18 protein-coding genes and 1 tRNA gene are annotated in these 22,247 nt (G+C 45.1%); 17 read left to right on the top strand and 2 right to left on the bottom strand.

The window, feature by feature from the left end; all coding sequences use genetic code 11:
• The first annotated feature begins 16 nt into the window (after positions 1 to 16).
• From NST34_RS26035 to pstA, 4 genes are all read left to right on the top strand, one after another.
• Positions 17 to 1,453 carry a stalk domain-containing protein gene (locus NST34_RS26035; RefSeq protein WP_341129054.1) on the top strand — a complete coding sequence of 479 codons (1,437 nt, stop codon included), beginning with the start codon at positions 17 to 19 and terminating at the stop codon, positions 1,451 to 1,453.
• Positions 1,454 to 1,508: 55 nt separating this feature from the next.
• Positions 1,509 to 2,369 carry a phosphate ABC transporter substrate-binding protein gene (locus NST34_RS26030; RefSeq protein ID WP_042191274.1) on the top strand — a complete coding sequence of 287 codons (861 nt, stop codon included), beginning with the start codon at positions 1,509 to 1,511 and terminating at the stop codon, positions 2,367 to 2,369.
• Positions 2,370 to 2,451: 82 nt separating this feature from the next.
• Positions 2,452 to 3,399, top strand: coding sequence for a phosphate ABC transporter permease subunit PstC (pstC, locus tag NST34_RS26025; RefSeq protein ID WP_042191272.1), 948 nt, complete (start codon positions 2,452 to 2,454; stop codon positions 3,397 to 3,399).
• On the top strand, positions 3,396 to 4,271 hold the full coding sequence (pstA, locus tag NST34_RS26020) for a phosphate ABC transporter permease PstA (protein WP_341129053.1): 876 nt from the start codon (positions 3,396 to 3,398) through the stop codon (positions 4,269 to 4,271). The genes pstC and pstA overlap by 4 nt, the downstream gene beginning before the upstream one ends.
• Positions 4,272 to 4,786: 515 nt before the next feature.
• Here the strand turns inward: pstA and NST34_RS26015 are convergent.
• Both NST34_RS26015 and NST34_RS26010 read right to left on the bottom strand, forming a co-directional pair.
• The gene (locus NST34_RS26015; RefSeq protein ID WP_341129052.1) at positions 4,787 to 4,939 is read right to left on the bottom strand and encodes a hypothetical protein; all 153 of its coding nucleotides are present in this window, start codon (positions 4,937 to 4,939) and stop codon (positions 4,787 to 4,789) included.
• A gap of 47 nt (positions 4,940 to 4,986) precedes the next feature.
• Positions 4,987 to 5,060 (bottom strand) — tRNA-Arg (locus NST34_RS26010).
• A gap of 280 nt (positions 5,061 to 5,340) precedes the next feature.
• Here NST34_RS26010 and NST34_RS26005 point away from each other — a divergent pair.
• The 13 genes from NST34_RS26005 to NST34_RS25945 all read left to right on the top strand — a co-directional run bounded on the left by NST34_RS26005 (position 5,341) and on the right by NST34_RS25945 (position 22,211).
• A complete protein-coding gene (locus tag NST34_RS26005) occupies positions 5,341 to 6,186 on the top strand; it encodes a hypothetical protein (protein WP_256989995.1) in 846 nt (281 codons plus the stop codon).
• A 98-nt stretch (positions 6,187 to 6,284) separates the two neighbouring features.
• Positions 6,285 to 7,619, top strand: coding sequence for a trigger factor (gene tig, locus NST34_RS26000; protein ID WP_076286460.1), 1,335 nt, complete (start codon positions 6,285 to 6,287; stop codon positions 7,617 to 7,619).
• A gap of 283 nt (positions 7,620 to 7,902) precedes the next feature.
• Positions 7,903 to 8,493, top strand: coding sequence for an ATP-dependent Clp endopeptidase proteolytic subunit ClpP (clpP, locus tag NST34_RS25995; RefSeq protein ID WP_036685049.1), 591 nt, complete (start codon positions 7,903 to 7,905; stop codon positions 8,491 to 8,493).
• Positions 8,494 to 8,505: 12 nt separating this feature from the next.
• Positions 8,506 to 9,762 (top strand): ATP-dependent protease ATP-binding subunit ClpX, encoded by a 1,257-nt coding sequence (gene clpX, locus NST34_RS25990; RefSeq protein WP_042130648.1) that lies wholly within the window; start codon positions 8,506 to 8,508, stop codon positions 9,760 to 9,762.
• A 109-nt stretch (positions 9,763 to 9,871) separates the two neighbouring features.
• Positions 9,872 to 10,999, top strand: coding sequence for a flavodoxin-dependent (E)-4-hydroxy-3-methylbut-2-enyl-diphosphate synthase (ispG, locus tag NST34_RS25985; protein WP_036685055.1), 1,128 nt, complete (start codon positions 9,872 to 9,874; stop codon positions 10,997 to 10,999).
• Between the two features lie 132 nt (positions 11,000 to 11,131).
• On the top strand, positions 11,132 to 11,803 hold the full coding sequence (locus NST34_RS25980) for a BlaI/MecI/CopY family transcriptional regulator (RefSeq protein ID WP_341129051.1): 672 nt from the start codon (positions 11,132 to 11,134) through the stop codon (positions 11,801 to 11,803).
• Between the two features lie 786 nt (positions 11,804 to 12,589).
• Entirely contained in the window at positions 12,590 to 14,299 is a 1,710-nt protein-coding gene (gene lonB, locus NST34_RS25975) for an ATP-dependent protease LonB (protein WP_341129050.1), read from the top strand.
• A gap of 291 nt (positions 14,300 to 14,590) precedes the next feature.
• Positions 14,591 to 16,954, top strand: coding sequence for an endopeptidase La (lon, locus tag NST34_RS25970; RefSeq protein ID WP_042191259.1), 2,364 nt, complete (start codon positions 14,591 to 14,593; stop codon positions 16,952 to 16,954).
• Between the two features lie 12 nt (positions 16,955 to 16,966).
• Positions 16,967 to 17,623 (top strand): ribosome biogenesis GTP-binding protein YihA/YsxC, encoded by a 657-nt coding sequence (gene yihA, locus NST34_RS25965; protein WP_042191256.1) that lies wholly within the window; start codon positions 16,967 to 16,969, stop codon positions 17,621 to 17,623.
• A 104-nt stretch (positions 17,624 to 17,727) separates the two neighbouring features.
• Positions 17,728 to 18,510 (top strand): tyrosine-protein phosphatase, encoded by a 783-nt coding sequence (locus tag NST34_RS25960; protein WP_341129049.1) that lies wholly within the window; start codon positions 17,728 to 17,730, stop codon positions 18,508 to 18,510.
• 137 nt (positions 18,511 to 18,647) lie between these two features.
• Positions 18,648 to 20,639 (top strand): S-layer homology domain-containing protein, encoded by a 1,992-nt coding sequence (locus NST34_RS25955; RefSeq protein WP_341129048.1) that lies wholly within the window; start codon positions 18,648 to 18,650, stop codon positions 20,637 to 20,639.
• A 125-nt stretch (positions 20,640 to 20,764) separates the two neighbouring features.
• Positions 20,765 to 21,544, top strand: a complete 780-nt coding sequence (locus tag NST34_RS25950; protein WP_341129047.1) for a YveK family protein — start codon at positions 20,765 to 20,767, stop codon at positions 21,542 to 21,544.
• Entirely contained in the window at positions 21,525 to 22,211 is a 687-nt protein-coding gene (locus NST34_RS25945; protein WP_341129046.1) for a CpsD/CapB family tyrosine-protein kinase, read from the top strand. The genes NST34_RS25950 and NST34_RS25945 overlap by 20 nt, the downstream gene beginning before the upstream one ends.
• The last annotated feature ends 36 nt before the right edge of the window (positions 22,212 to 22,247 follow it).

Here is a 22,247-nt window from a genome sequence, read left to right as displayed (position 1 = left end):
AAAAGGGTGAATCTAATTGAAAAACAGTAAATGGATTAGCGCAACGTTGGCTTCAGCACTTCTTGCAACTGTAGGCGTTGGGAGTGTATCTGCAGCTAGCATCGGCAGTAATGTAAAATCTGTGGCTACCAATCAAACCGCTGCAAAAACAGCAGTTAAAGAAGGTACAGCCACTTGGAATGTAAATGGTACGCCGATTGTGTTTAACACCATTAATAGCAGTGGTTACAAGCTGTACTCGCTGAATCAGGTAACTGGTGAAATTGGAGCTAAGTTAGTACTTGGAGCTGGCGGGTTTGAACTTAATGACAGCAAAGGATTACATAATGTGAAGCTCAAAACAGGCTCAAAGAGCTATCAAGTAGATGGTAATTCCGAGACATTCACAGTTGCTCCAGTATTTTATAACGGTAAAACCTATGTAGAGCTTTCTAAGTTAGTTTATGCATTAGGTGGAGAACTGGATGCTGATGCTAGCACGATTCTAAGCTTTGCTCGTCCTGAAGGATTGTTTGATACTTTGCACTGGACAGCAGCTGGAAGTCTGATTGCGAACAAAAGTGATGCTGAATCTGCTCAACTTATCAAGTTCAGCACAGAGCCAGGTAACTACGAAGTATTTTCATCAAATGACAGTGCAGTAGATTTTGCAGTATCGCCGGATGGGCAGTGGGGAGCTTTCAATGATGAGACTGGTTTGTTGAATCTGATTAACCTGTCTAGCGGAGCTACTAAGACACTTGGCACTGACAATAGTGTAAAAACGGATCTGGTGTGGTCGAACGATGGTAAAAGTATTTACTTCGTCCAAGGTGACAAGCAAGAGAAACTCGCAAAAATCGCTGTAGACACTGGTGAAGTTAAATCCGTATTGGCAGACAAAGTAGAAAATAAATCCGAACTGCGCATTTCCGCTGATGAAAAGAGCGCCGTTTATATCGTTAACTTGACGGGTGTTGCTAAAAACGATGCGGACAGCACAGAAGATTCTCTTACTGTAGACTTCAGCTCTGCTGGAGAGCAGCTTTACAAGCTTGACCTGGCTACGAAAGATGCTAAACCAGCTGCACTGACAACTACACCGGATAACAAACTGTACCCTGAAATTTCTGCTGATGGTAGCGTCGTTTACCTGAGTGCAGATGCTGAGGGTAACGCAGCTAACACATTGAAGGTTGTAAAAGCAGACGGAAAAAGCAGCAACATTGCACTTGATGTTGAAGTAACTTGGTCTACTGGCGTTAAGAACGGCTTGGTTGTAGCAGGTTCAGCGGCAGATGGAAGCACAGTAGTCTATTCCGTTGATAACAATGGAGCTAAGACTGAGCTGTTCCGCTCCACTGAAGATGTATCTGAAGTAGCTGTTTCGAATGATGGAAGCAAGCTTGCTATCGTAAGTGATGGCGGTGTATGGGTGGTTCAAGGCGGTAAAGCATTGCAACTGTCGAAGTAATAAATATCCCTAATCATATTTTAACGGCGTAGAGCCGAGAGGAGAAATAATACAAATGAAGATTTTCAAAAAGCTAACAGTAACGGCTCTAACGGCTGTAATTGCGGTAACCGCATCTTTCGCAGGGGTTGCAGCAGCAGCCGATTCACTTAAAGGTAAAATCACAGTTAACGGTTCAACCGCACTTCTTCCATTGACGCTTCAAGCGGCAAAAGAATTCCAAAAGCTGCACCCTAAAGTGAAAATCGCAGCCTCAGGTAAAGGTTCAGTAACTGGACCTCAAGCTGTTAAAAAAGGCATCGCTGATATCGGCGCTTGCGACTGGGATGCTAGCATCGACGTACCGGGCTTCAAAGCTTTTGACGGTCAAGTAGCAAACAAAGTAGCAGTTATTCCTTTTGCTACAATCGTTAACAAAAATGTTGGTGTAGATAACCTTACAACTGAACAGCTTAAAGGTATTTTCGCAGGTAAAATCACGAACTGGAAAGAAGTAGGCGGTGCAGATGCTGACATCGTGGTTATCACTCGCTCTTTCGGTTCCGGTACACGCGTTAACTATCAAGCTAAAGCTTTGGATGGCGGAGATATCGTTAAAAAAGCTAAAAACTACAAAGAAACAGGTTCATCCGGTGACATGAAGACTGCCGTAGGAACAACTCCTAACTCTATCGGTTATATCGACCTTGTATATGTAAGTGGCGACGTAAAAGCTGTTAAACACAACGGTATAGCTGCTACTACAGACAACGTAATCAATGGATCTTATAAGATCTGGGCTTATGGTTACTACATGACTAAAGGCCAACCTACTGGCGCTACAAAAGAATTCATCGAATACGTACAAAGCAAGAAGTTCCAACAAGGTTCCCTGAAAAAGCTTAAATTTATTCCGATCGCAGCAATGAAGGGCTAATAACATCTAAAGAACATATTGAACGGTAACAGCGGCCAGCTCCGATCTTGATACGGGGGTGGCCGCTTACAGGAGGGAAAGTATGGGGGCACCAGTCCAAGGCTTGGCAACTAGGGGAAAAGAGAGCGTAACGCAGGTTAGCGCTAATCCTAAACGTCATGGTAGACATTTGTTTAGCAACAAATTGTTTAAGTTTTATTTTTTATTCAGCATTCTTGCGCTTTGCTTCGTGCTTGGACTTGTAATTCTATTTATCGGCAAAACGGCTATGCTTCTGTTCGGCCATCTCTCGCCTGCGGACTTTTTCTTTTCCTTTAACTGGACGCCGGAAGAGGATTCTTTTGGAGCGGCTGCCTTCATTGTAAATACACTTTCACTAACTGCATTAACGCTGCTGATTGCAGTTCCTATTTCGGTAGGGATGGCAGTACTTTGTGCAGAGATTGCTCCAAAATGGATGAAGACTTTTATCCGTCCAGTGCTAGATTTATTGGTAGGTATTCCTTCAATTGTTTACGGATATATAGGCTTAACGGTATTACTTCCTTTCTTGCGCAGAATTAGTGGGGAGAGCTTAGGCGATGGCTTGTTAGCCGCTGCACTTGTGCTCGCATTAATGGTGCTGCCAACGATTTGCCGAATCAGTGATGATGCCATTGTCTCTGTACCGCGCAAATATCGGGATGCTGCATATGCTCTTGGATCTACCCGTTTACAGGTCATCATGCGTGTAGTACTGCCTGCGGCTAGCCGGGGAATTATCTCTGCGGTTATTCTAGGTATGACTCGTGCTGTGGGTGAGACGATGGCTGTAGTTATGGTTATCGGAAATACACCGCAATTGGCGAAGACGTTATTCACGCCAGCATCGGTGCTGACTAGTAACATCGTTATGCAAATCTCCAATGTAGAGTTTGACTCTACATGGAACTATGCGCTACATATGATGGCATTTCTCCTGCTAGTAATATCATTTGTATTAATTCTGATCATCCGCGTGCTGGGTAGAAAAAGGAGGGATGCAGCGTGAACGGATTCGCAAGTACAAAGCATACAGCGCGGGCTCAAAGAAACAATAAAATGGCAACCATAGGGTTTTATACGCTTGGGGCTTTAGTCATGCTGCTGATCTTCTGGCTGCTCTTCACGATTCTTAGTAAAGGTTTACCGGCACTTCGGCCCGATTTCTTGATTAAACAGCCTGAAGAGATTGACGCAGGTGGTGGGATTGGCCCGGTACTGTTTAACTCCTTTTACATTTTGTTCATCTCGCTGTTTATTTCCGTTCCAATTGGTTTGGGTGCGGGAATCTATATGGCTGAATATGCACCAGACAATAAATTTACAGGCGCACTACGTATTTGCGTAGAATCTCTGTCATCGGTACCATCGATTGTGTTCGGTATGCTCGGACTCGCGATTTTTGCGGAATATTTCGATATCGGTCTGACGATTCTTGGCGGAGGCGTCAGCTTGGCGCTGCTGAATCTACCTATGCTCGCGCGAGTGACAGAGGAAGCGGTACGTGCTGTCCCCGGGGAGATCCGCGAGGCTGGTTATGCGCTTGGGATGACTAAATTCCACGTGATCCGCACGGTAGTTCTGCCCGTTGCAATGTCTGCCATTGTTACTGGGATTTGTCTCGTTGCTGGACGCGCCTTCGGGGAGTCTGCGGTTATTATCCTTACCGCTGGTCTCAGTACCTCGGGCGAAATGTGGGATTTCAATCTGTTCTCGCCGGGTGAAACACTGGCCGTACATCTTTGGTATGTACAATCCGAGGCGATTGTAGAAGATGCGCGTCAAATTGCTGATAAGTCGGCAGCCGTACTTGTATTTGTAGTTTTGTTTATCAATTTTGTATTTCGATTTCCGCTGTGGCTGGGAAATCGCCGGAAGTAATGAATTGGGGTCTACGGGGGAAGCCTGTAGGCCTTTATTTGTTTATAGGGTTATTGATGGGGTGTCGATGGATTAGTATTGGATTGAAGTTTTTTATTCGTAATTAGGGAATATCTCCCTAAAATTCAGCGTTTTATGCTCTTTAGAAGTATAATTAGGGAAAACCTCCCTGAAATATCCTTGATTACTCATGATTAGCGGTTTTTAGGAAATATTTAGGGAGGAATTCCCTAAAAAGTTTGTTTTTTTGAGATTATAGGTAAATATCAGGGAGGATTTCCCTAAAACTATAGTCTCGGCAGGAAATAACCATTCGATCTGTTCAACCTATGTAGCTCCAAAAACTGAAAGGTCCTCGTCCTAATGTAAGCTGCCACGAATCCGATACCCAGTTGCTCATAATACACCACCGTCGAGCTCCTAGTTCCCTCAACCAATCTAGTGTATCGAGCGTACCGCAGTTGATACAGCGCCCAAGGATGGTATGAGGAACGCCAACTGTACTCGGCCGAGACTTAGTTACTCAACAAGCCTAGTGCACTGATCATAGACCAGCCGACACACCACCTTAAGATGCCCCGAGAAGCATCACCAGCTGTCGGGTCAGGGCCGACTGCGAAGCGTATGCTTTCGATGCCTATACTCCGACGAACCTCTGTGCTTCTCATCCCCTGAACGCAAAAACAGCCTCCCCGAAGGAAGGCTGTTACTCTGACGTCCCGGAAGGGATTCGAACCCCTGACCGTGCGCTTAGAAGGCGCATGCTCTATCCAGCTGAGCTACCGGGACATGATTGCTGGCTGAAAAGCAAGCAGGAGTTATCATATCATGTACGTCGATGTTTTTCAAGCTGTTTTTTAAAAAGAGTACGGGGTATGCTATAATCTACAATTATTAAGTTTCGGATGAAGCTTAAGGTCTTAATAACATTTATGACGTTTTAGAATTCAATTCACATAATTAGCTATAAGGAGGTGCCCTCATTAAAGATTCAGATTCCCCCGCCACAAAAGAGAATATCGTCCTGTTTCCCAAGACACTGGACTATTATCAAATCCAGCTTACGGTGATGCTGGAGAGTGAACGATACGGGGAAGCGATGGAGCTACTGCGTTTTTTGTTGCAGTGTCAAGGACAGGAAGAACGAAATTACGAGGAATGGCGGTCTCTGCTGGAATGGCTCGAAACAGCTTTTCCCTACGCCTCTCAGAATGGAGATGCGGAAGGAGCCGTTCACCCCGAAGACGAAGATTTAAGGGAAGAAGATATGGCCCGTCTCTTGGCCAAATCAAAAATGACTGAGGATGCGGGGTATCCTCAAAAGCTGCTGCAGCGGATAATGAATGAGCCGCTGTCAGAGGCGACAATCCTAGCACTAGAGCAGCTTTCATATCTGGAAGGCGGCGGAGTCGATGAGGCGCTGACGGCATGGCTGCAGGGGGATAATGTTCACCCACTGCTGCAATTTCGGACCCTGCAGACCCTTCGGCGGCGTGGGATGCAGGGAACAGTGAATCTGATTCGTGGTCACGAAACAGCAATTGTAGAGATTGAAAGTGTACCGCTGCAGACAGAGGATTTTCCGCCGCAGGTGAGTCAGGTGCTCGAGCGGGTAGCCGAGCAGGCGGAGGTACATGAGCCTACGCTGTATTATTTTGCACAGGAGCTCTGGGGCCAGTTCGTCATGTCGATTTATGGATCGGAAGAGTATCGGAAAATACTGGATGGGGAAGACGCGCTACTAGATATTTGGGCGGGGGCGTTACACCAGTTTGTATCTGAGAGCTTAAACGGTACACGGCAAGAGGAGGAGACTCGTGGAATGTACGGCATTACAGACGGCATGCGCTTTCAATTTGAGGGGGCATATCGTGCGCTCAAGGGTTTTGTAAAGACTTCTCTACTTGATAAATAAAGTAATGTTGTATATAATATAATGGTTATTCTGTGCGTGGATTGTATCATTTTTTGAAGTAAACTTGTGAACCTATATTTTGGAGGGAAAAGTATAATATGAAAGCAACATGGGAAAAAATAGAGAAGAACCTTGGAGTTCTTGAAGTAGAAGTTGACGCAGAACGCGTTGCAGCAGCACTTGATAAAGCTTTTAACAAAGTCGTTAAGAAAGCTAACGTACCAGGCTTCCGTAAAGGTAAAGTGCCACGCCCGATCTTTGAATCCCGTTTTGGTGTAGAAAGCTTGTACCAAGATGCAATCGACATTCTTCTTCCTGAAGCTTACGGTGAAGCAGTTGAACAAACTGACATCTTCCCTGTAGACCGTCCTGAAGTTGATATTGAGCAATTTGCTAAAGGTCAATCCTTTATCTTCAAAGCGAAGATCACGGTTAAACCTGAAGTGAAGCTCGGCGATTACAAAGGTCTGGAAGTTCCAGTACAAAAAGCTGAAGTGACTGAAGAAGAGCTGAGCGCTGAGCTTGCTCGTCTGCAAGAGCGTCATGCTGAACTCGTAGTAGTTGAAGAAGAAGCAGCAGCTAACGGCGACATCGCTGTGATCGATTTTGACGGATATGTTGATGACGTACCGTTCGAAGGCGGAAAAGCTGAGCGTCATTCTCTTGAACTTGGTAGCAACTCCTTCATTCCTGGATTTGAAGAGCAAGTAGTGGGAATGTCCACTGGAGATTTCAAAGATGTTGAAGTTACTTTCCCTGACGAATACCATGCAGAGAACCTTGCGGGTAAGAAAGCAGTATTCAAAGTGAAACTGCACGAAATCAAACGCAAACAACTTCCTGCACTCGATGATGAGTTCGCTAAAGATGTAAGTGAATTCGAAACTTTGGAAGAGTACAAAGCAGATCTGAAAGCTCAGCTCGAATCCCGTAAACAGGATGAACTGAAAGGCCTTCGCGAGAATGCAGTTGTTGATAAAGCAGCAGCAAACGCTGAAGTTGAGATCCCAGAAGCAATGATCAACAGCGAAGTTGAGAACATGGTTCGTGACTTCGACACTCGTCTTCGTCAACAAGGCATGAACATGGATATGTTCCTTAGCTTCTCGGGTCAAACTCGTGAAGACTTGCAGAACCAAATGAAAGGCGATGCTGAAAAACGCGTTCGCAACAACCTGGTACTGGAAGTTATCGCTAAACAAGAGAACATTGAAGTTTCCGAAGAAGAAGTTAACGAAGAGTTGGCTACTATGGCTGAAGCTTACAAACGTACTCCAGAAGAAATTCGCAGCATCTTGGCAGCTAACGGTTCACTGGGCAGCTTGAGCGAAGAACTTTCTTTGCGCAAAACCATTGATTTCCTTGTTAGCAATAGTGTAGAAGTTGAAGCAGTAGAAGAAGCACCAGCTGCTGAAGACGCTAAAGCTGAGTAAGATTTTTAAAACTACCTAGAACGGCCGAGCAATTGGCCTCCATACAGATATGATAAGGCACGTAAGTTTCGTTACGTGCCTTATTTTTATCCTCGGGCACAGATATATGTGATTACATAGGTATCCGTATGAGCGTATGGTATTAAGAAATTGGCATGATGACGTCACTATCACAAGCGGTGGACAGGTCTGCTGTAGTGAAAAAATGACATCGGGCCGTGAACGTGTTAAAATATTTTTGAAACGATAAGACTAATCTGTATAGAGAAAAGAGGTTGGTGGCATGAGTCTGGTACCAATGGTTGTGGAATCAACAAGTCGTGGGGAACGTTCATACGATATCTATTCCAGATTGCTCAAGGATCGCATTATTTTCTTAAGCAGTGCGATTGACGATGATGTCGCCAATCTGGTTATTGCTCAATTGCTGTTCCTTGCAGCAGATGATCCCGAGAAGGACATTCACTTGTACCTCAACTCACCCGGTGGTTCAGTAACAGCCGGCATGGGTATATACGATACGATGCAATATATCAAACCGGATGTTTCAACCATTTGTGTAGGGATGGCGGCAAGCATGGGATCGCTCCTTTTAACAGCTGGGGCTCCGGGCAAAAGATACGCGCTGACTAACAGCGAAGTTATGATTCATCAACCGCTCGGTGGTGTTCAAGGTCAAGCGTCCGACATTTGGATTCATACCGATTGGATCCTCAAGACGAAACAGAAGTTGAATCAAATTTATGTAGATCGCACAGGTCAGCCCCTTGAAAAAATCGAACGGGACACAGACCGCGATAACTTCATGAGCGCGGAAGAAGCCAAGGAATATGGGCTTATTGACCAGGTTCTTTCTTCACCGATGAAATCTTAAAGGGGTGGTTAGATGTTTAAATTTAATGATGAAAAAGGGCAATTGAAATGTTCTTTTTGCGGCAAATCACAAGAGCAGGTTCGTAAGCTTGTAGCAGGACCGGGCGTTTATATATGTGACGAATGTATCGAGCTTTGCACGGAAATCGTGGAAGAAGAGCTCGGTCATGAGGAAGAGCTTGATCTGAAGGATATTCCGAAACCAAAGGAAATCCGCGATATTTTGGATCAATATGTAATCGGTCAAGAGCAAGCGAAGAAATCGCTGTCTGTTGCAGTTTACAATCACTATAAGCGTGTGAACAGCCAAAGCAAAATCGAAGATGTTGAACTGACGAAGAGTAATATTCTTTTGCTTGGTCCAACAGGTTCGGGTAAAACTTTGCTCGCACAGACGATGGCGAAGATTATCAACGTTCCATTTGCGATTGCTGATGCTACTTCCCTAACGGAAGCTGGTTATGTCGGCGAGGATGTTGAGAACATTCTGCTTAAGCTGATTCAAGCGGCAGATTATGATGTGGAGAAAGCCGAACGCGGCATTATCTATATTGATGAGATTGATAAAGTGGCACGTAAATCCGAGAACCCGTCCATTACCCGTGACGTATCCGGTGAAGGTGTACAGCAGGCACTTCTGAAGATTCTCGAAGGAACGGTTGCTTCCGTACCACCACAAGGTGGTCGTAAGCATCCTCATCAAGAGTTTATTCAAATTGATACGACGAACATCTTGTTCATCGTGGGAGGTGCCTTTGACGGTCTGGAGCAAATGATTAAACGCCGTATCGGTAAAAAAGTCATTGGCTTCAACGCAGCAGTTGAAGGACAAAAGGATCTCAAGCCTGGCGAATATTTGTCGATGGTATTGCCTGAAGACTTGCTCAAATTCGGATTAATCCCTGAATTTGTAGGCCGTCTACCGGTCATCTCGACTTTGGAGCCGCTTGATGAGAATACGCTGGTGCGTATCCTTTCCGAGCCTAAGAATGCACTCACGAAACAATACATCAAGCTGCTGGAAATGGATAACGTAGCGCTGAAGTTCGAACCATTGGCACTCGAAGCAATTGCCAAGGAAGCGATCAAACGCAATACGGGAGCCCGTGGACTGCGCGCGATTATTGAGAGCATCATGCTTGATGTGATGTATGAAGTTCCTTCACGCGATGATATTAAAGATTGTGTGATCACGGAGCAGGTCGTTCAAGAGAAGGCTTTGCCTGAATTGAACCTTAAGAAAGACAAAAAGAAAGAGGAAAGCGCGTAAGTCGCTTACCTTAACAATATATGTCACTGTCTCCACCTTTCTTCCGCTTATCCCGCTTCACTAGCGGTTGCGAAGGGGTGGAGCTTTGGCGTTATGGGGGAGAAAAATCATGTTCTTGAGACACCAAACCCGTCCTGTCAATGTTGGCGGGCTCATTATTGGGGGAAACAACGAGGTTGCGATTCAAAGCATGTGTACAACCAAAACAGCTGATGTGGAGGCTACTGTAGCCGAAATTTTACGGCTTGAGGAAGCAGGCTGCCAACTGGTACGCGTTACTGTCAACAATGAAGAGGCGGCCGCCGCGATTAAGGAGATCAAGAAGCAGATTCATATCCCACTCGTAGCGGATATTCATTTTAACTATAAGCTCGCGCTGATGGCTATTGAGAACGGCATCGATAAAGTACGGATTAATCCGGGCAATATCGGTCGTCGGGAGAAGGTAGAAGCAGTAGTTAAAGCTTGTAAAGAAAAAGGAATTCCGATTCGGATTGGTGTAAATGCCGGTTCTTTGGAGAATCATCTCTTGGAGAAATACGGATATCCGACTCCAGAAGCTATGGTAGAAAGTGCACTGTACCATATTGGGATTCTGGAAGAGCTGGATTTCCACGACATTATCGTATCTTTAAAAGCATCCGATGTGCCAATGGCCATCGAAGCTTACCGTCAGGCTGCGGAAGTTATTCCTTATCCGCTGCACCTCGGGATCACAGAATCCGGCACCTTGTTTGCCGGTACAGTAAAAAGCTCCGCGGGTATCGGTGCACTGCTCTCTATGGGCATCGGCAGCACCCTGCGTATCTCGCTTAGCGCTGATCCAGTGGAAGAAGTTAAGGTGGCACGCGAGCTGTTGAAGACCTTCGGTCTGATCTCTAACGCGGCAACACTCATTTCTTGTCCGACTTGCGGACGACTTGATATAGATCTCTTCTCCATCGCTAATGAGGTGGAAGAATACATTTCGAAGCTTAAGGTGCCTATTAAAGTATCCGTGCTCGGCTGCGCCGTTAATGGTCCTGGTGAGGCGCGTGAAGCGGATATTGGTATTGCTGGTGCCCGTGGGGAAGGTTTGTTGTTCCGTTACGGTCAGATGATTCGTAAGGTGCCTGAAGCGGAACTCGTGAACGAGCTGAAGAAGGAAATCGATGCGATTGTTGTAGCGTATGAGGCAACAGGAGAAATCCCAGGCCGCGCTCACGCTAACCTTGCACCTCCGGTGCAATCAAAGTAATTTGGTCTTTTACGAATTAATGATTCAATTCATAATAAGTGGCGAAGAACGCCCTGTTACACCCCGGTATAACCGGTGGTGGGAACGGGGCGTTTTTTTTGCGTGGAATTAATGATTAAGGGGGGACATTGAATGCATTATGAACAAGCCCATGAAGCATTTATTGAGAAACATCTAGCAAGCAGGAATGGGGAACGACGAGGAAGGCTAGAGAGAGGGCATCGTCATGCCGAAGAAATGTTTTTACAGAATGTATGGTGGCCGCTTCGTGGAGATTTCAATGATCTACATCCGGAGTATGAAGTGCTGGATTGGCGCGGACGATCTTATTTCGCGGATTATGCTTTTTTGCCGGGGCCTATCAAGCTCTTGTTCGAGATCAAAGGGTATGCAGCGCATGTGAGGGACATGGACAGGCTGAAGTATTGTAATGAGCTAAATCGTGAGACGTTTCTGTACGGAATGGGTTACCAAGTAATTTCATTTGCCTATGACGATGTGGAACAACGCCCAGAGCTATGCATTACACTGCTGCGTGTGGTGCTAAGCCGTTACTTAATTGTAGATGCACCGCATGGAAAATTACTATTTGCTGAGAAGGAAATCATGCGATTAGTGGTTCGCCAAGCGGGGACAGTTCGTCCCAAAGATGTAGCGGATTATTTTGCTTTGGACCCCAAAACGGTACGTTTGATGTTGATGAAGTTGTGTGAAAAGGGCTGGTTGAAGCCTGTGAGAAGAGGGATCGGTGTTAAAAATGTTGAGTATAGGCTGGCTCGTGATGTCCTTTATTACTGGGATTAACATAGTAAGTTTAAGTGGTTGATGGAATAATGTTTAAGGAATTACCTGCAGATGGGATGCTGGAAGTGCGAATGACTTGATTAGAAGGAGTGGGGTATGGAGTATGGTAAGAAAGTTGGTATGTAATATGTAGTTAGTATGGAATGTGATAAGGAATGTGGTGAGGAGTGTCGTAAGATGTGCACTATGGAGCGAAATTTGGAGCATTAATAAATAATTAGGGAAAACCTCCCTGAAAAAAGCCTAATATCGTTCCAAATCGATCTTTTTAGGGAAAACCTCCCTAATAAATGAGCGATTCACCTTATTTATAACCATTTTGGCTGATAATCAGGGAGGAATTCCCTAATTATCAGCCTAGAGTTCATAAACAACATATAATCAGGGAGGAATTCCCTAATTATCCGCTTAGAGATCATAAACAACGAATAATAAAGTGGATTTTCCCGGATTATCGCTTGAAGACCATCTTAAGCTTCTTCCATAGATGACTTAACGCCATTGAGCAGCACAGTCGACAGAACTAGGTGCCTACTGAACGTGAATGTAGCACCAAGTTCTATGACTGTTCATACTCATCTTCCGCTAGAGGGGGTGGTGAAGAATCTGAGGTGTCTCTAGCACTCCCAGACCTTTCAATGCCTCGAAAGTCGAACTCCACTACTTGTCCTACACCAACAATTCAACAAATCCTCAATTGTGCGTTTACTAATTACCGAAACGGCTATACTACCTAATAGTAGCCAAAGGTGGAAAGGTAGACTGAACGAAACAGGAGGATGACCTATGGAATTAAGTATAGTTGTGATGATCGTGCAGCTCTTTTTCGCGCTGGTTATCGGCGTATACTTTTGGAATCTGCTGCGGGGTCAGAAGACAAACAAGACGGCGGTAGACCGAGAGTCGCGTAAGGAACTGGATAAACTACGGAAGATGCGTATGATTTCACTAACCAAACCATTGTCGGAGAAAACTAGGCCGGCTTCTATTGGAGATATTGTTGGGCAAAAAGATGGGCTCCGTGCCCTGAAGGCCGCACTATGTAGTGCTAATCCGCAGCATGTGATTATTTATGGTCCGCCAGGAGTCGGCAAGACTGCAGCGGCGCGCGTGGTCATGGAAGAGGCGAAAAAAAATGTCCTTTCCCCTTTTAAAAGTGACGCCAAATTCACTGAAATTGATGCGACGACCGCTCGTTTTGATGAGCGTGGTATTGCCGACCCGTTAATCGGATCGGTGCATGATCCTATTTATCAAGGTGCTGGAGCCATGGGCGTAGCAGGTGTGCCGCAGCCAAAGCCAGGAGCGGTGACGAAGGCGCATGGCGGGATTCTTTTTCTGGATGAGATCGGTGAGCTTCACCCCATTCAGATGAATAAGCTGCTAAAGGTGCTGGAGGACCGGAAGGTTCTACTAGAGAGCGCGTATTATAATTCGGAGGACAATAATACTCCGGCTTATATTCATGATATTTTTCAAAATGGTTTACCTGCTGATTTCCGGTTAGTAGGCGCGACTACGCGATCCCCGGATGAGATTTCTCCCGCGCTGCGTTCACGGTGCATGGAGATTTATTTCCGTCCGCTATTGCCGGATGAGATTGCGGTCATCGCGCGTGACGCGATACAGAAGATCGGACTGAAGCCAAGCCCTGAAGCAGTCACTGTTGTGCAGCAATATGCAACAAATGGCCGGGAGGCAGTCAATATGATTCAGCTCGCTGCTGGACTAGCGCTAACGGAGCAGAGAGATACGCTAAGTGCTGCTGATGTAGAATGGGTGGCAGGCAGTAGCCAGCTTCCACTTCGAACAGAGCGCAAGATTCCTTCCGCGCCGCAGATTGGATTGGTTAATGGACTTGCAGTGTATGGACCGGGAATGGGCACCTTGCTCGAGATCGAAGTATCCGCAGCACCTGCGCACAACGGTCAAGGTAGATTGAACGTAACCGGAGTAGTAGATGAGGAAGAGATTGGTGGAGGTTCTCGCACGATTCGGAGAAAGAGCATGGCTAAAGGCTCCGTTGAGAACGTATTGACCGTACTGCGTACCATGAATCTGGAACCAGACCGTTATGATCTGCATGTGAACTTTCCAGGTGGAACACCCATTGACGGACCCTCAGCAGGGGTTGCGATGGCAGTTGCTATCGTCTCCGCCATTCGTGGTCTTCCCGTGGATAATACCGTAGCGATCACTGGTGAGATAGGCATACATGGGCGTGTGAAGCCTGTTGGTGGTGTGATTGCGAAGGTGGAGGCTGCTTTTCAGGCAGGAGCTACTACGGTGCTTATTCCAAAAGAAAACTGGCAGTCCCTATTCGCTGACCTCGCCCCACTACGCGTCATTCCAATGGAAACGGTGGAAGAAGTATTCCGTCATCTGTTCGGCGCCGATACAGCAGATGTAAGGCTTCCAGCAGTAGCTGGAGAGTTATTCTCAGCAGCACCTTCACTCCTGAAGGCTGATGCCGCTGGCGAGTCTGCAAAGGGTTGAGCTTAAATTATTACCTAAAATGTAAGCTAGGGTGTTATGGTTTCGATAAGTAAATCGAGACTTGTCGATGTTAAATAAAGGGAGCCGCAGGTGTGTCTGCTGCTTCCTTTTTTAAAGTATAGATTCACACTTTCCATAATCCTTACATTTCTTGGAGAAACGTTGCCGTTTTTTAAGGATAATAAGGTTGTTTATTCTTAAATTGCAAGTACTTTGTTGGTGTTTTGGGGCTGCTTTTGTTAGAATGAATTCATATGAGATTAATTGAGAGCCATGGGAGGTGCGAAAGCGATGATGACAAATAAAACAAAAGGTCGTCGTTTTCCTTTATTACCGCTAAGAGGTCTTCTTGTGTACCCAAGCATGGTTCTTCACTTGGATGTGGGTCGTGAGAAGTCAGTTCGGGCACTAGAAAAAGCTATGGTTGAAGATAATTTAATTCTTCTGTGTTCACAGTCGGAAGTGAATATTGAAGAGCCTGGTCAGGACGATATTTTTCGGGTCGGTACTGTCGCGAATGTGCGGCAAATGCTGAAGCTGCCAAACGGTACGATTCGTGTACTGGTTGAGGGTGTAGAACGAGCCGAAATTATTAATTATATCGATAATGATGAGTATTATGAGGTTATGGCGCGCGAGCTACCAGAAGAGGAAGATGGCGATCAAGAGTGTGACGCGCTGATGCGTACAGTACTTAATCAGTTCGAACACTATATAACGTTATCCAAAAAAGTGACACCAGAGACACTGGCTGCTGTATCCGATATTGAGGAGCCTGGTCGTCTTGCGGATGTTATTACGAGTCATTTATCGCTAAAGATTAAGGATAAGCAAGAAATTCTTGAGACGATTGATGTAAGTAAACGGCTAGAGAAGCTTCTTGATATTCTGAATAATGAGCGTGAAGTGCTGGAGCTTGAACGTAAGATCAATCAACGTGTGAAGAAGCAGATGGAGAAGACGCAGAAGGAATATTATTTGCGCGAGCAAATGAAAGCGATCCAGAAAGAACTCGGCGAGAAGGAAGGCCGGGTGGGAGAAGCGGAAGAGCTGCGGAATCTCATGGAAGAGAAGAATTTGCCGGAACGCGTGAAAGAGAAGATGGAGAAGGAAATCGATCGTCTGGAAAAAATGCCAGTGAGCTCAGCGGAAGGTGGCGTAATTCGCAACTATGTGGATTGGCTGCTGGGTCTTCCTTGGAATGAACAGACAGAAGATGACCTTGATATCAAGAAGGCAGAACAGGTACTTGATGAGGACCACTATGGTTTGGAAAAACCAAAGGAACGGGTATTGGAATATTTAGCTGTTCAGCAGTTGGTGAAGAAGCTAAAAGGTCCGATCCTATGTCTTGTAGGGCCTCCAGGTGTGGGAAAAACTTCACTCGCTCGTTCCATCGCCCGTTCACTCAATCGTAAGTTCGTTCGCATTTCGCTTGGCGGTGTACGTGATGAAGCGGAGATCCGTGGTCATCGCCGGACTTATGTAGGTGCGATGCCAGGCCGAATCATTCAAGGGATGAAGACGGCAGGAACGATTAATCCGGTTATCCTGCTAGATGAGATTGATAAAATGGCTGCAGATTTCCGTGGCGACCCATCCTCAGCATTGCTTGAGGTATTGGACCCAGAACAGAATAATACGTTCAGTGACCATTTCGTAGAGTTGCCGTTTGATTTATCGAACGTTATGTTTGTTACAACAGCGAATGTAGTGCATAACATTCCGCGTCCGTTACTTGATCGGATGGAAATGTTATTCATTCCGGGTTACACGGAACTGGAGAAATTGCAGATCGGTAGCCGTTATCTTTTGCCGAAGCAGAAGAAGAATCATGGTCTTGCAGAAGACCAGCTGATCATCGAAGACGACAGTTTATTGCGTATCGTACGTGAATATACTCGTGAATCCGGTGTGCGTAATTTGGAGCAGCAGATTGCAGCGTTATGCCGCAAAGCTGCGAAACAGATTGTGTCCAAGGAAAAAGAAAGTGTAGTCATTCTACCGGATGACATCAAGGATTACCTGGGTGCATCGAAATACCGTTACGGTATGGCGGAGCTTGAAGATCAGATTGGCACAGTAACTGGACTGGCCTGGACTGAGGTTGGTGGCGATACGCTGTTGATCGAAGTGACTGTCGTGCAAGGAACGGGTAAGCTGACACTTACTGGACAACTGGGCGATGTAATGAAGGAGTCGGCGCAGGCCGCTTTCAGTTATACACGTTCGAAGGCGGAGGAGCTGGGACTCCAGCCCGATTTTTATGAGAAGATCGATATTCATATCCACATTCCTGAAGGTGCGATTCCGAAGGATGGCCCATCTGCAGGGATTACGATTGCTACCGCATTGATCTCCGCACTTACGAAGCGCTATGTTTCGAAAGATGTGGCCATGACCGGTGAGATCACCCTGCGTGGACGTGTATTGCCGATCGGTGGACTGAAAGAGAAGTCTTTAGCTGCACACCGTGCTGGATATAAAAAGATCCTTCTTCCTAAAGACAATGAACGTGATCTGAAAGAAATTCCAGAGAGCGTACGTAATGATGTGGAGTTCATACCAGTATCTAACATGGATCAGGTCTTGCATCATGCGTTAGTTGAGCATCATAATGAAATTAGCAGTGAGCCACCGAGTAGTGTGCATTAGAAAGGAAGTCCTATGAAAGTTAATATTGCCGAATTTATAATCAGTGCCGTTGGCCCTGATCAATACCCTGATGATGCTTTGCCAGAGGTTGCTCTGGCAGGGCGCTCCAATGTAGGGAAGTCATCCCTCATTAACCGAATGATTAACCGCAAGAATCTGGCTCGGACAAGCTCCACTCCAGGTAAGACCCAGCATATGAACTATTACCGTATCAATGAAGACAGCATGTATTTTGTTGACTTTCCAGGTTACGGATATGCTAAAGTGTCGAAGACGCAACGTGCAACATGGGGCAAGATGGTAGAAAAATATCTATCTGAGCGCGATACGTTGAAGCTTGTTCTGCTCATCGTGGATCTGCGTCATCCGCCGACCAGCAATGATAAGATGATGTTCGACTGGTTGAAGCATTATGATCTTCCTATGTGTGTAGTAGCGACTAAGGCGGATAAGATTCCGAAGACTCGCTGGCAAAAGCATATCAAGATCATGAAGCAGGAGCTTGGCGTGCTGCCAGGGGATAATTTCATTCCATTCTCTTCAGAGATTGGCCTTGGTAAAGAAGAACTTTGGGGATTGATTGATGGGTATGTTCTCTCCTCTCCAGATTCTGAAGATGCTGAAATAGATGGAAATGAACCTCAGCAAGAGGAACCTACTGAAGCATAAGACAAGAACTCATTTACAATCAAGCAACCATTCCATTTGGGAATGGTTGTATTTTTTTATGGGTAAAACTAAATTTTCTATGTGAAGGGACCGATAGATAACATATGAAAGATATCCATTGCCACATCTTACCCTTTATGGATGACGGAGCTACTGATTGGGAATCCGCTCTCGCCATGGCGCAAGACGCCTATAGGGACGGGATTACATCCGTCATTGCCACACCACATCACGCCAACGGTCAATATATGAATAACTCCGCTAGTATAAGAGAAGCAGTGGATCTGATGAATGAGAAACTTCGTCAGCATGGCAATCCACTGCTTGTTCTTCCAGGTCAGGAAATCAGAGTGTACGGAGATTTACTGGATGATCTGGAGCGGGGGCAACTGCTAAGTCTTGCAGACTCGCGGTATATTTTGCTAGAAATGCCTTCTTCACGAGTCCCACGCAACATGGAAGAAATCTGTCACGAGTTGATCATTCAAGGGTTCGTTCCGGTTATCGCCCATCCGGAGCGTAATGCTGAAGTAGCTGCCGATCCTTCTAAGTTAGAAAGATTGATAGAGCTGGGATCACTTGGTCAGGTAACCGCACAAAGTCTTGCAGGCGTCTTCGGGAATAAACTTCAGAAGCTATCCCTGGAGTTATGTCGTAGAAATGCAGTACATGTGTTGGCCTCTGATGCACATGACAGTGTTCATCGTCCTTTTGGATTAAATGCTGCTTATGTGGTTTTAGAGAAAGAATTAGGTCCTGGGATGCGCGACTATATGCGCGAGAACTCTCAGCAAATTGTGGCAAATGGAGAGGTTATTCGTAGTAATCACGTACAAAAAAGGGGGAATCGACACAAATTGTTTGGCATTTTTTCCCGAAAGGGCTGACTAATCTACCTAATAGTGGTAGAATGGGTTTTATTGGGTGAATCGTTGATATACGTAATAGTGTAGACATAAGGTGAAATAGTCTAGGACTATAGTAACAAAAGGAATTTAAATACATATAAAGAGGTGGATATTTAGTGACTTTGAAAAAGAAACTAGTAGTATCAACATTGGCAGCAAGTATGGTAGCAGCATCCGTAGCGGGTCTTCCGTTGGGTAATCTTGGAGCAGTGGGTACAGCATCTGCAGCTACAGTTAGCAGCAGTACAGCAGTTAAGGAGAAAGTTCTTAATGTTTACAAGCAACTCTCTGCAACAGATGTAGTTTACCTCTATAATTTGAAAAATGAGGTTGCTGCGCTGGACGAGGCAACTTTCGCAGAGATTTTTGCTCCAGTCTTGAACAAGCTTTCATTGGATGAAGTAGAAACAAAGACATCACTTAAATTGTTCCAAAGCGTTACTAGTGTAGTATATGATGTTTATGGGAACGATTTCTCCGGAATTCAAATTATCCGTAACGACGACAAAAATATTGCCCTGTTGAGCAAAATTGCAACTAAAGCGGGTGTGTCTGGTCTTACTGTAGATAGTGTTTCTGAATTCTTAATCAGTGTAGAAACAGAACTTCGTACACTGGTTAGCAGCAAGACAACTGCAGAGTTGTTGGAAATTCTCAAATCTGAATCTGGTTACGATACTTTGTTGGATGAGGCTATTGCGAAAGTATTGAGCCACACTACAGGAGCAGGAGCTCTTACAGTAAGCCAAGCGTTGCAAAATCTTGGAGTTACTGCTAGTGATGTGAAGCAAACATTGAAGAACCTGAATAATACGATTAAATCTGCGAAGCCTGCGGCGAAATCACTTGCACTTGCTTACGTTAAAGCGTATGGATTGGGCGATAATGGCAACGGCAACGGTAACGGTAACGGTAATGGTGGTAGCAATGGTGGAAATGGAAATGTTACAACTCCTGTAACTCCTGCTCCAACTCCAGGAATCTACGACGTATCCAAGCTAGTAAGTGTTGTTGACGGTAAAGCAACATTGAAATTGGTAGATGCCGATGTAATTAAAGAGTTGGATAAGCTAGTTGCAGCGAATTCTGGCAAAACAGGTCTTACTTTGACCCTGAATCTGGGAACAGTAAGCGCTACTACAGTTGAAGTTCCGCTTTCCCAAGCAATTATTGAAGCTGCAAAAGCTAAAGGTGTTGCAAATATCGCGGTTACGTTCAATGGTGTAACAGTAACGATTCCTGTAAGTCAGTTCAGCACAGCTATTGCATTGACAGTAACTACCGCTAAACCAGAAGTTGTAACTTCTGTTACCAAACTGAAATTGGCTTCGGATGTGTATGAATTTGCACTTAGCGTGAACGGTGTAGCAACAAGCACATTCAAACAACCAATTACCATTAAACTTCCGCTTAAGAATACTGATGGTCTTGATAAAGAATTGCTGTCCGTAGCGAAGCTTGTATACGGTAGCCTGCAATTCCAAGGTGGTGTACTTGATGGAGAGTTCATCGTAGAACCACGTGATACTTTCTCATCCTATGCAGTGCTTGAGAATAAAGTAAACTTTACGGATATTGCTAGTGTACAAGCTTGGGCTGGCAAACAAATTCAAGTCGTAGCTGCAAAAGGCGCGATTGAAGGCGTGGGCGAAGGCAAATTCGCACCGAAGAGCAATGTAACTCGTGCAGAGTTCGCTAAAATGTTGATTCGTGCGCTTAATCTGGAGAACAACTCTGCCGTACAAAGCTTTAGTGATGTAAGTTCATCTGCTTGGTATGCACCATATGTAGCAGTTGCAGCAGAAAAAGGAATCATTACTGGACGCAGTGCGGCTAAGTTCGATCCTAATGCAACCATCACACGTGCAGAGATGGCAACAATGATCTCCCGTGCAGTGAAATCTATCAATCCAGCTGCAACAACGAATGTAACGGCAATCAGCCAATTCTCCGATGCTGCTAAGATCAGTGCATCTTTGAGAGATGGCGTAGCATTCGCAGCAGATCATAACTTGGTTATCGGAAATGCTGGTAAGTTCAACCCGAACGATACGGCTACTCGTGCTGAAGCAGCAGTAATTATCTACCGTACTATTAACTTCAAGTAAGTAAATTTAAAAGTATAGTATATAGCCTCCTCTCATGTAGGTGAGAGGGGGCAATTTTTTGCCAATAGGGAAGTGCTGTACTATAGTAACGAAATATTTCAGAAATAGCTTGGAGGTAATTACACTTGTCATCACAAGAATTGGATCTTCGCGATTATTTTCAGATCGTCAGGAAGAGACTATGGCTGATTGTTAGCATAGTTGTTTTGGTGTGCGGTGTTGCTGGTGTGTACAGTCTGTATATTAAGAATCCGGTGTATGAAGCATCTACTAAGATTATTGTTAACCAGACTCCGACTCAATCGGCAGCAGCGCAGCTTGATTTGAACCAGATTAATACTAATATTCAATTGATTAATACGTATAAGGAAATTATTAAGACTCCGGCCATCCTTGATATTGTTACGAGAGATTATCCGCAGTTCAATATTACTGCAGAAGAACTGTTGAAGAAGGTTAATGTGAGCTCCGTCAATAATACGCAGGTGATGACACTTGTCGTTCGAGATAATTCATATCAGCGAGCTGCTGAAATCGTGAATGCTATTTCACTTGTATTCAAGGATGAGATTCCTAACCTATTTAACGTGGAGAACGTATCGATTCTGAATGAGGCCAAAGTGAATCCACTTATCGAGCCAGGAGCTGTAGAACCGAATGTCTTAATGAATATGGCTATAGCTTTCATCGTTTCCCTGATGATTGGTTTAGGGATTGCTTTCTTGCTGGAATACATGGACGATACGCTGAAGACTGAAGCCGATATTGAGAAATATCTTGGTCTACCAACGATAGCGATGATTACAAGATTGGGTTCAGAAGAAAGCAAACAAGGCGCAACACAGGCACAGACGCAAACATCCAGAAAGGCGGGCGAACTCGAACATGTCACAGCTGCCAAATAAACAACGACATCTAATTACCGTTACGAACCCTCGCTCCCCTGTATCTGAAGCGTTTCGTGCGCTACGCACGAATATTGATTTTTCCTCTGTAGATGAGACTATTCAAGTAATCATGGTAACTTCGTCCGGACCGGAGGAAGGTAAATCAACAGTTTCTGCTAATTTAGCTGCGGCTTACGCACAGGCAGATAAGAAGGTATTGTTGATTGACGGTGATTTGCGGAAACCGACAGCACATAAGACTTTTTCGCTTAGTAACCGATTTGGGCTATCTTCACTACTGTCGCAGCAGGCGGTTCTTGATGATACTGTCCAAGATTCTGGTGTTTCCAATCTTTCCATTATGACCTCAGGACCGATTCCTCCAAACCCAGCAGAAATGATGGCTTCTAATCGGATGAGTACTCTTTTGCAGGACTTGCGCCAGCGTTATGATGTCATTCTTATTGATACTCCACCGTTATTGGCGGTTACAGATGCGCAGATCATGGCTTCCAAGAGTGATGGTGTCATTATGGTTGTCAGCTATGGCAAGGTGAAACGCGATATTGCTGTAAAAGCTAAAGCTAACCTTGATCGTGTAGGTGCGAAAATGCTTGGCGTGGTTCTCAATAATGTAAAACGTAAAGCCAGCGAAGGTTACTATTACTACTACTATGGAAATTGATTTGTTCTTTAACAATAATGTTGTTTTTGGAGGCAC

The organism is Paenibacillus sp. FSL H7-0714 (assembly GCF_038003765.1).
GTDB lineage: Bacteria > Bacillota > Bacilli > Paenibacillales > Paenibacillaceae > Paenibacillus_AQ.
The sequence above is the reverse complement of the archived record's forward strand: the minus strand, read 5'-3'. Positions and strand labels throughout refer to the sequence as shown.

What these genes read in the sequence shown, in the direction of transcription:
- NST34_RS25945 (WP_341129046.1), top strand. Translation starts at nt 21,525, where the DNA reads ATGTCACAGCTGCCAAATAAACAACGACATCTAATTACCGTTACGAAC.
- NST34_RS25980 (WP_341129051.1), top strand. Translation starts at nt 11,132, where the DNA reads ATGCATTATGAACAAGCCCATGAAGCATTTATTGAGAAACATCTAGCA.
- ispG (WP_036685055.1), top strand. Translation starts at nt 9,872, where the DNA reads ATGTTCTTGAGACACCAAACCCGTCCTGTCAATGTTGGCGGGCTCATT.
- lon (WP_042191259.1), top strand. Translation starts at nt 14,591, where the DNA reads ATGATGACAAATAAAACAAAAGGTCGTCGTTTTCCTTTATTACCGCTA.
- yihA (WP_042191256.1), top strand. Translation starts at nt 16,967, where the DNA reads ATGAAAGTTAATATTGCCGAATTTATAATCAGTGCCGTTGGCCCTGAT.
- pstC (WP_042191272.1), top strand. Translation starts at nt 2,452, where the DNA reads ATGGGGGCACCAGTCCAAGGCTTGGCAACTAGGGGAAAAGAGAGCGTA.
- tig (WP_076286460.1), top strand. Translation starts at nt 6,285, where the DNA reads ATGAAAGCAACATGGGAAAAAATAGAGAAGAACCTTGGAGTTCTTGAA.
- clpP (WP_036685049.1), top strand. Translation starts at nt 7,903, where the DNA reads ATGAGTCTGGTACCAATGGTTGTGGAATCAACAAGTCGTGGGGAACGT.
- NST34_RS26005 (WP_256989995.1), top strand. Translation starts at nt 5,341, where the DNA reads ATGCTGGAGAGTGAACGATACGGGGAAGCGATGGAGCTACTGCGTTTT.
- NST34_RS26015 (WP_341129052.1), bottom strand. Translation starts at nt 4,939, where the DNA reads ATGAGAAGCACAGAGGTTCGTCGGAGTATAGGCATCGAAAGCATACGC.
- NST34_RS26030 (WP_042191274.1), top strand. Translation starts at nt 1,509, where the DNA reads ATGAAGATTTTCAAAAAGCTAACAGTAACGGCTCTAACGGCTGTAATT.
- NST34_RS25960 (WP_341129049.1), top strand. Translation starts at nt 17,728, where the DNA reads ATGAAAGATATCCATTGCCACATCTTACCCTTTATGGATGACGGAGCT.
- lonB (WP_341129050.1), top strand. Translation starts at nt 12,590, where the DNA reads ATGGAATTAAGTATAGTTGTGATGATCGTGCAGCTCTTTTTCGCGCTG.
- clpX (WP_042130648.1), top strand. Translation starts at nt 8,506, where the DNA reads ATGTTTAAATTTAATGATGAAAAAGGGCAATTGAAATGTTCTTTTTGC.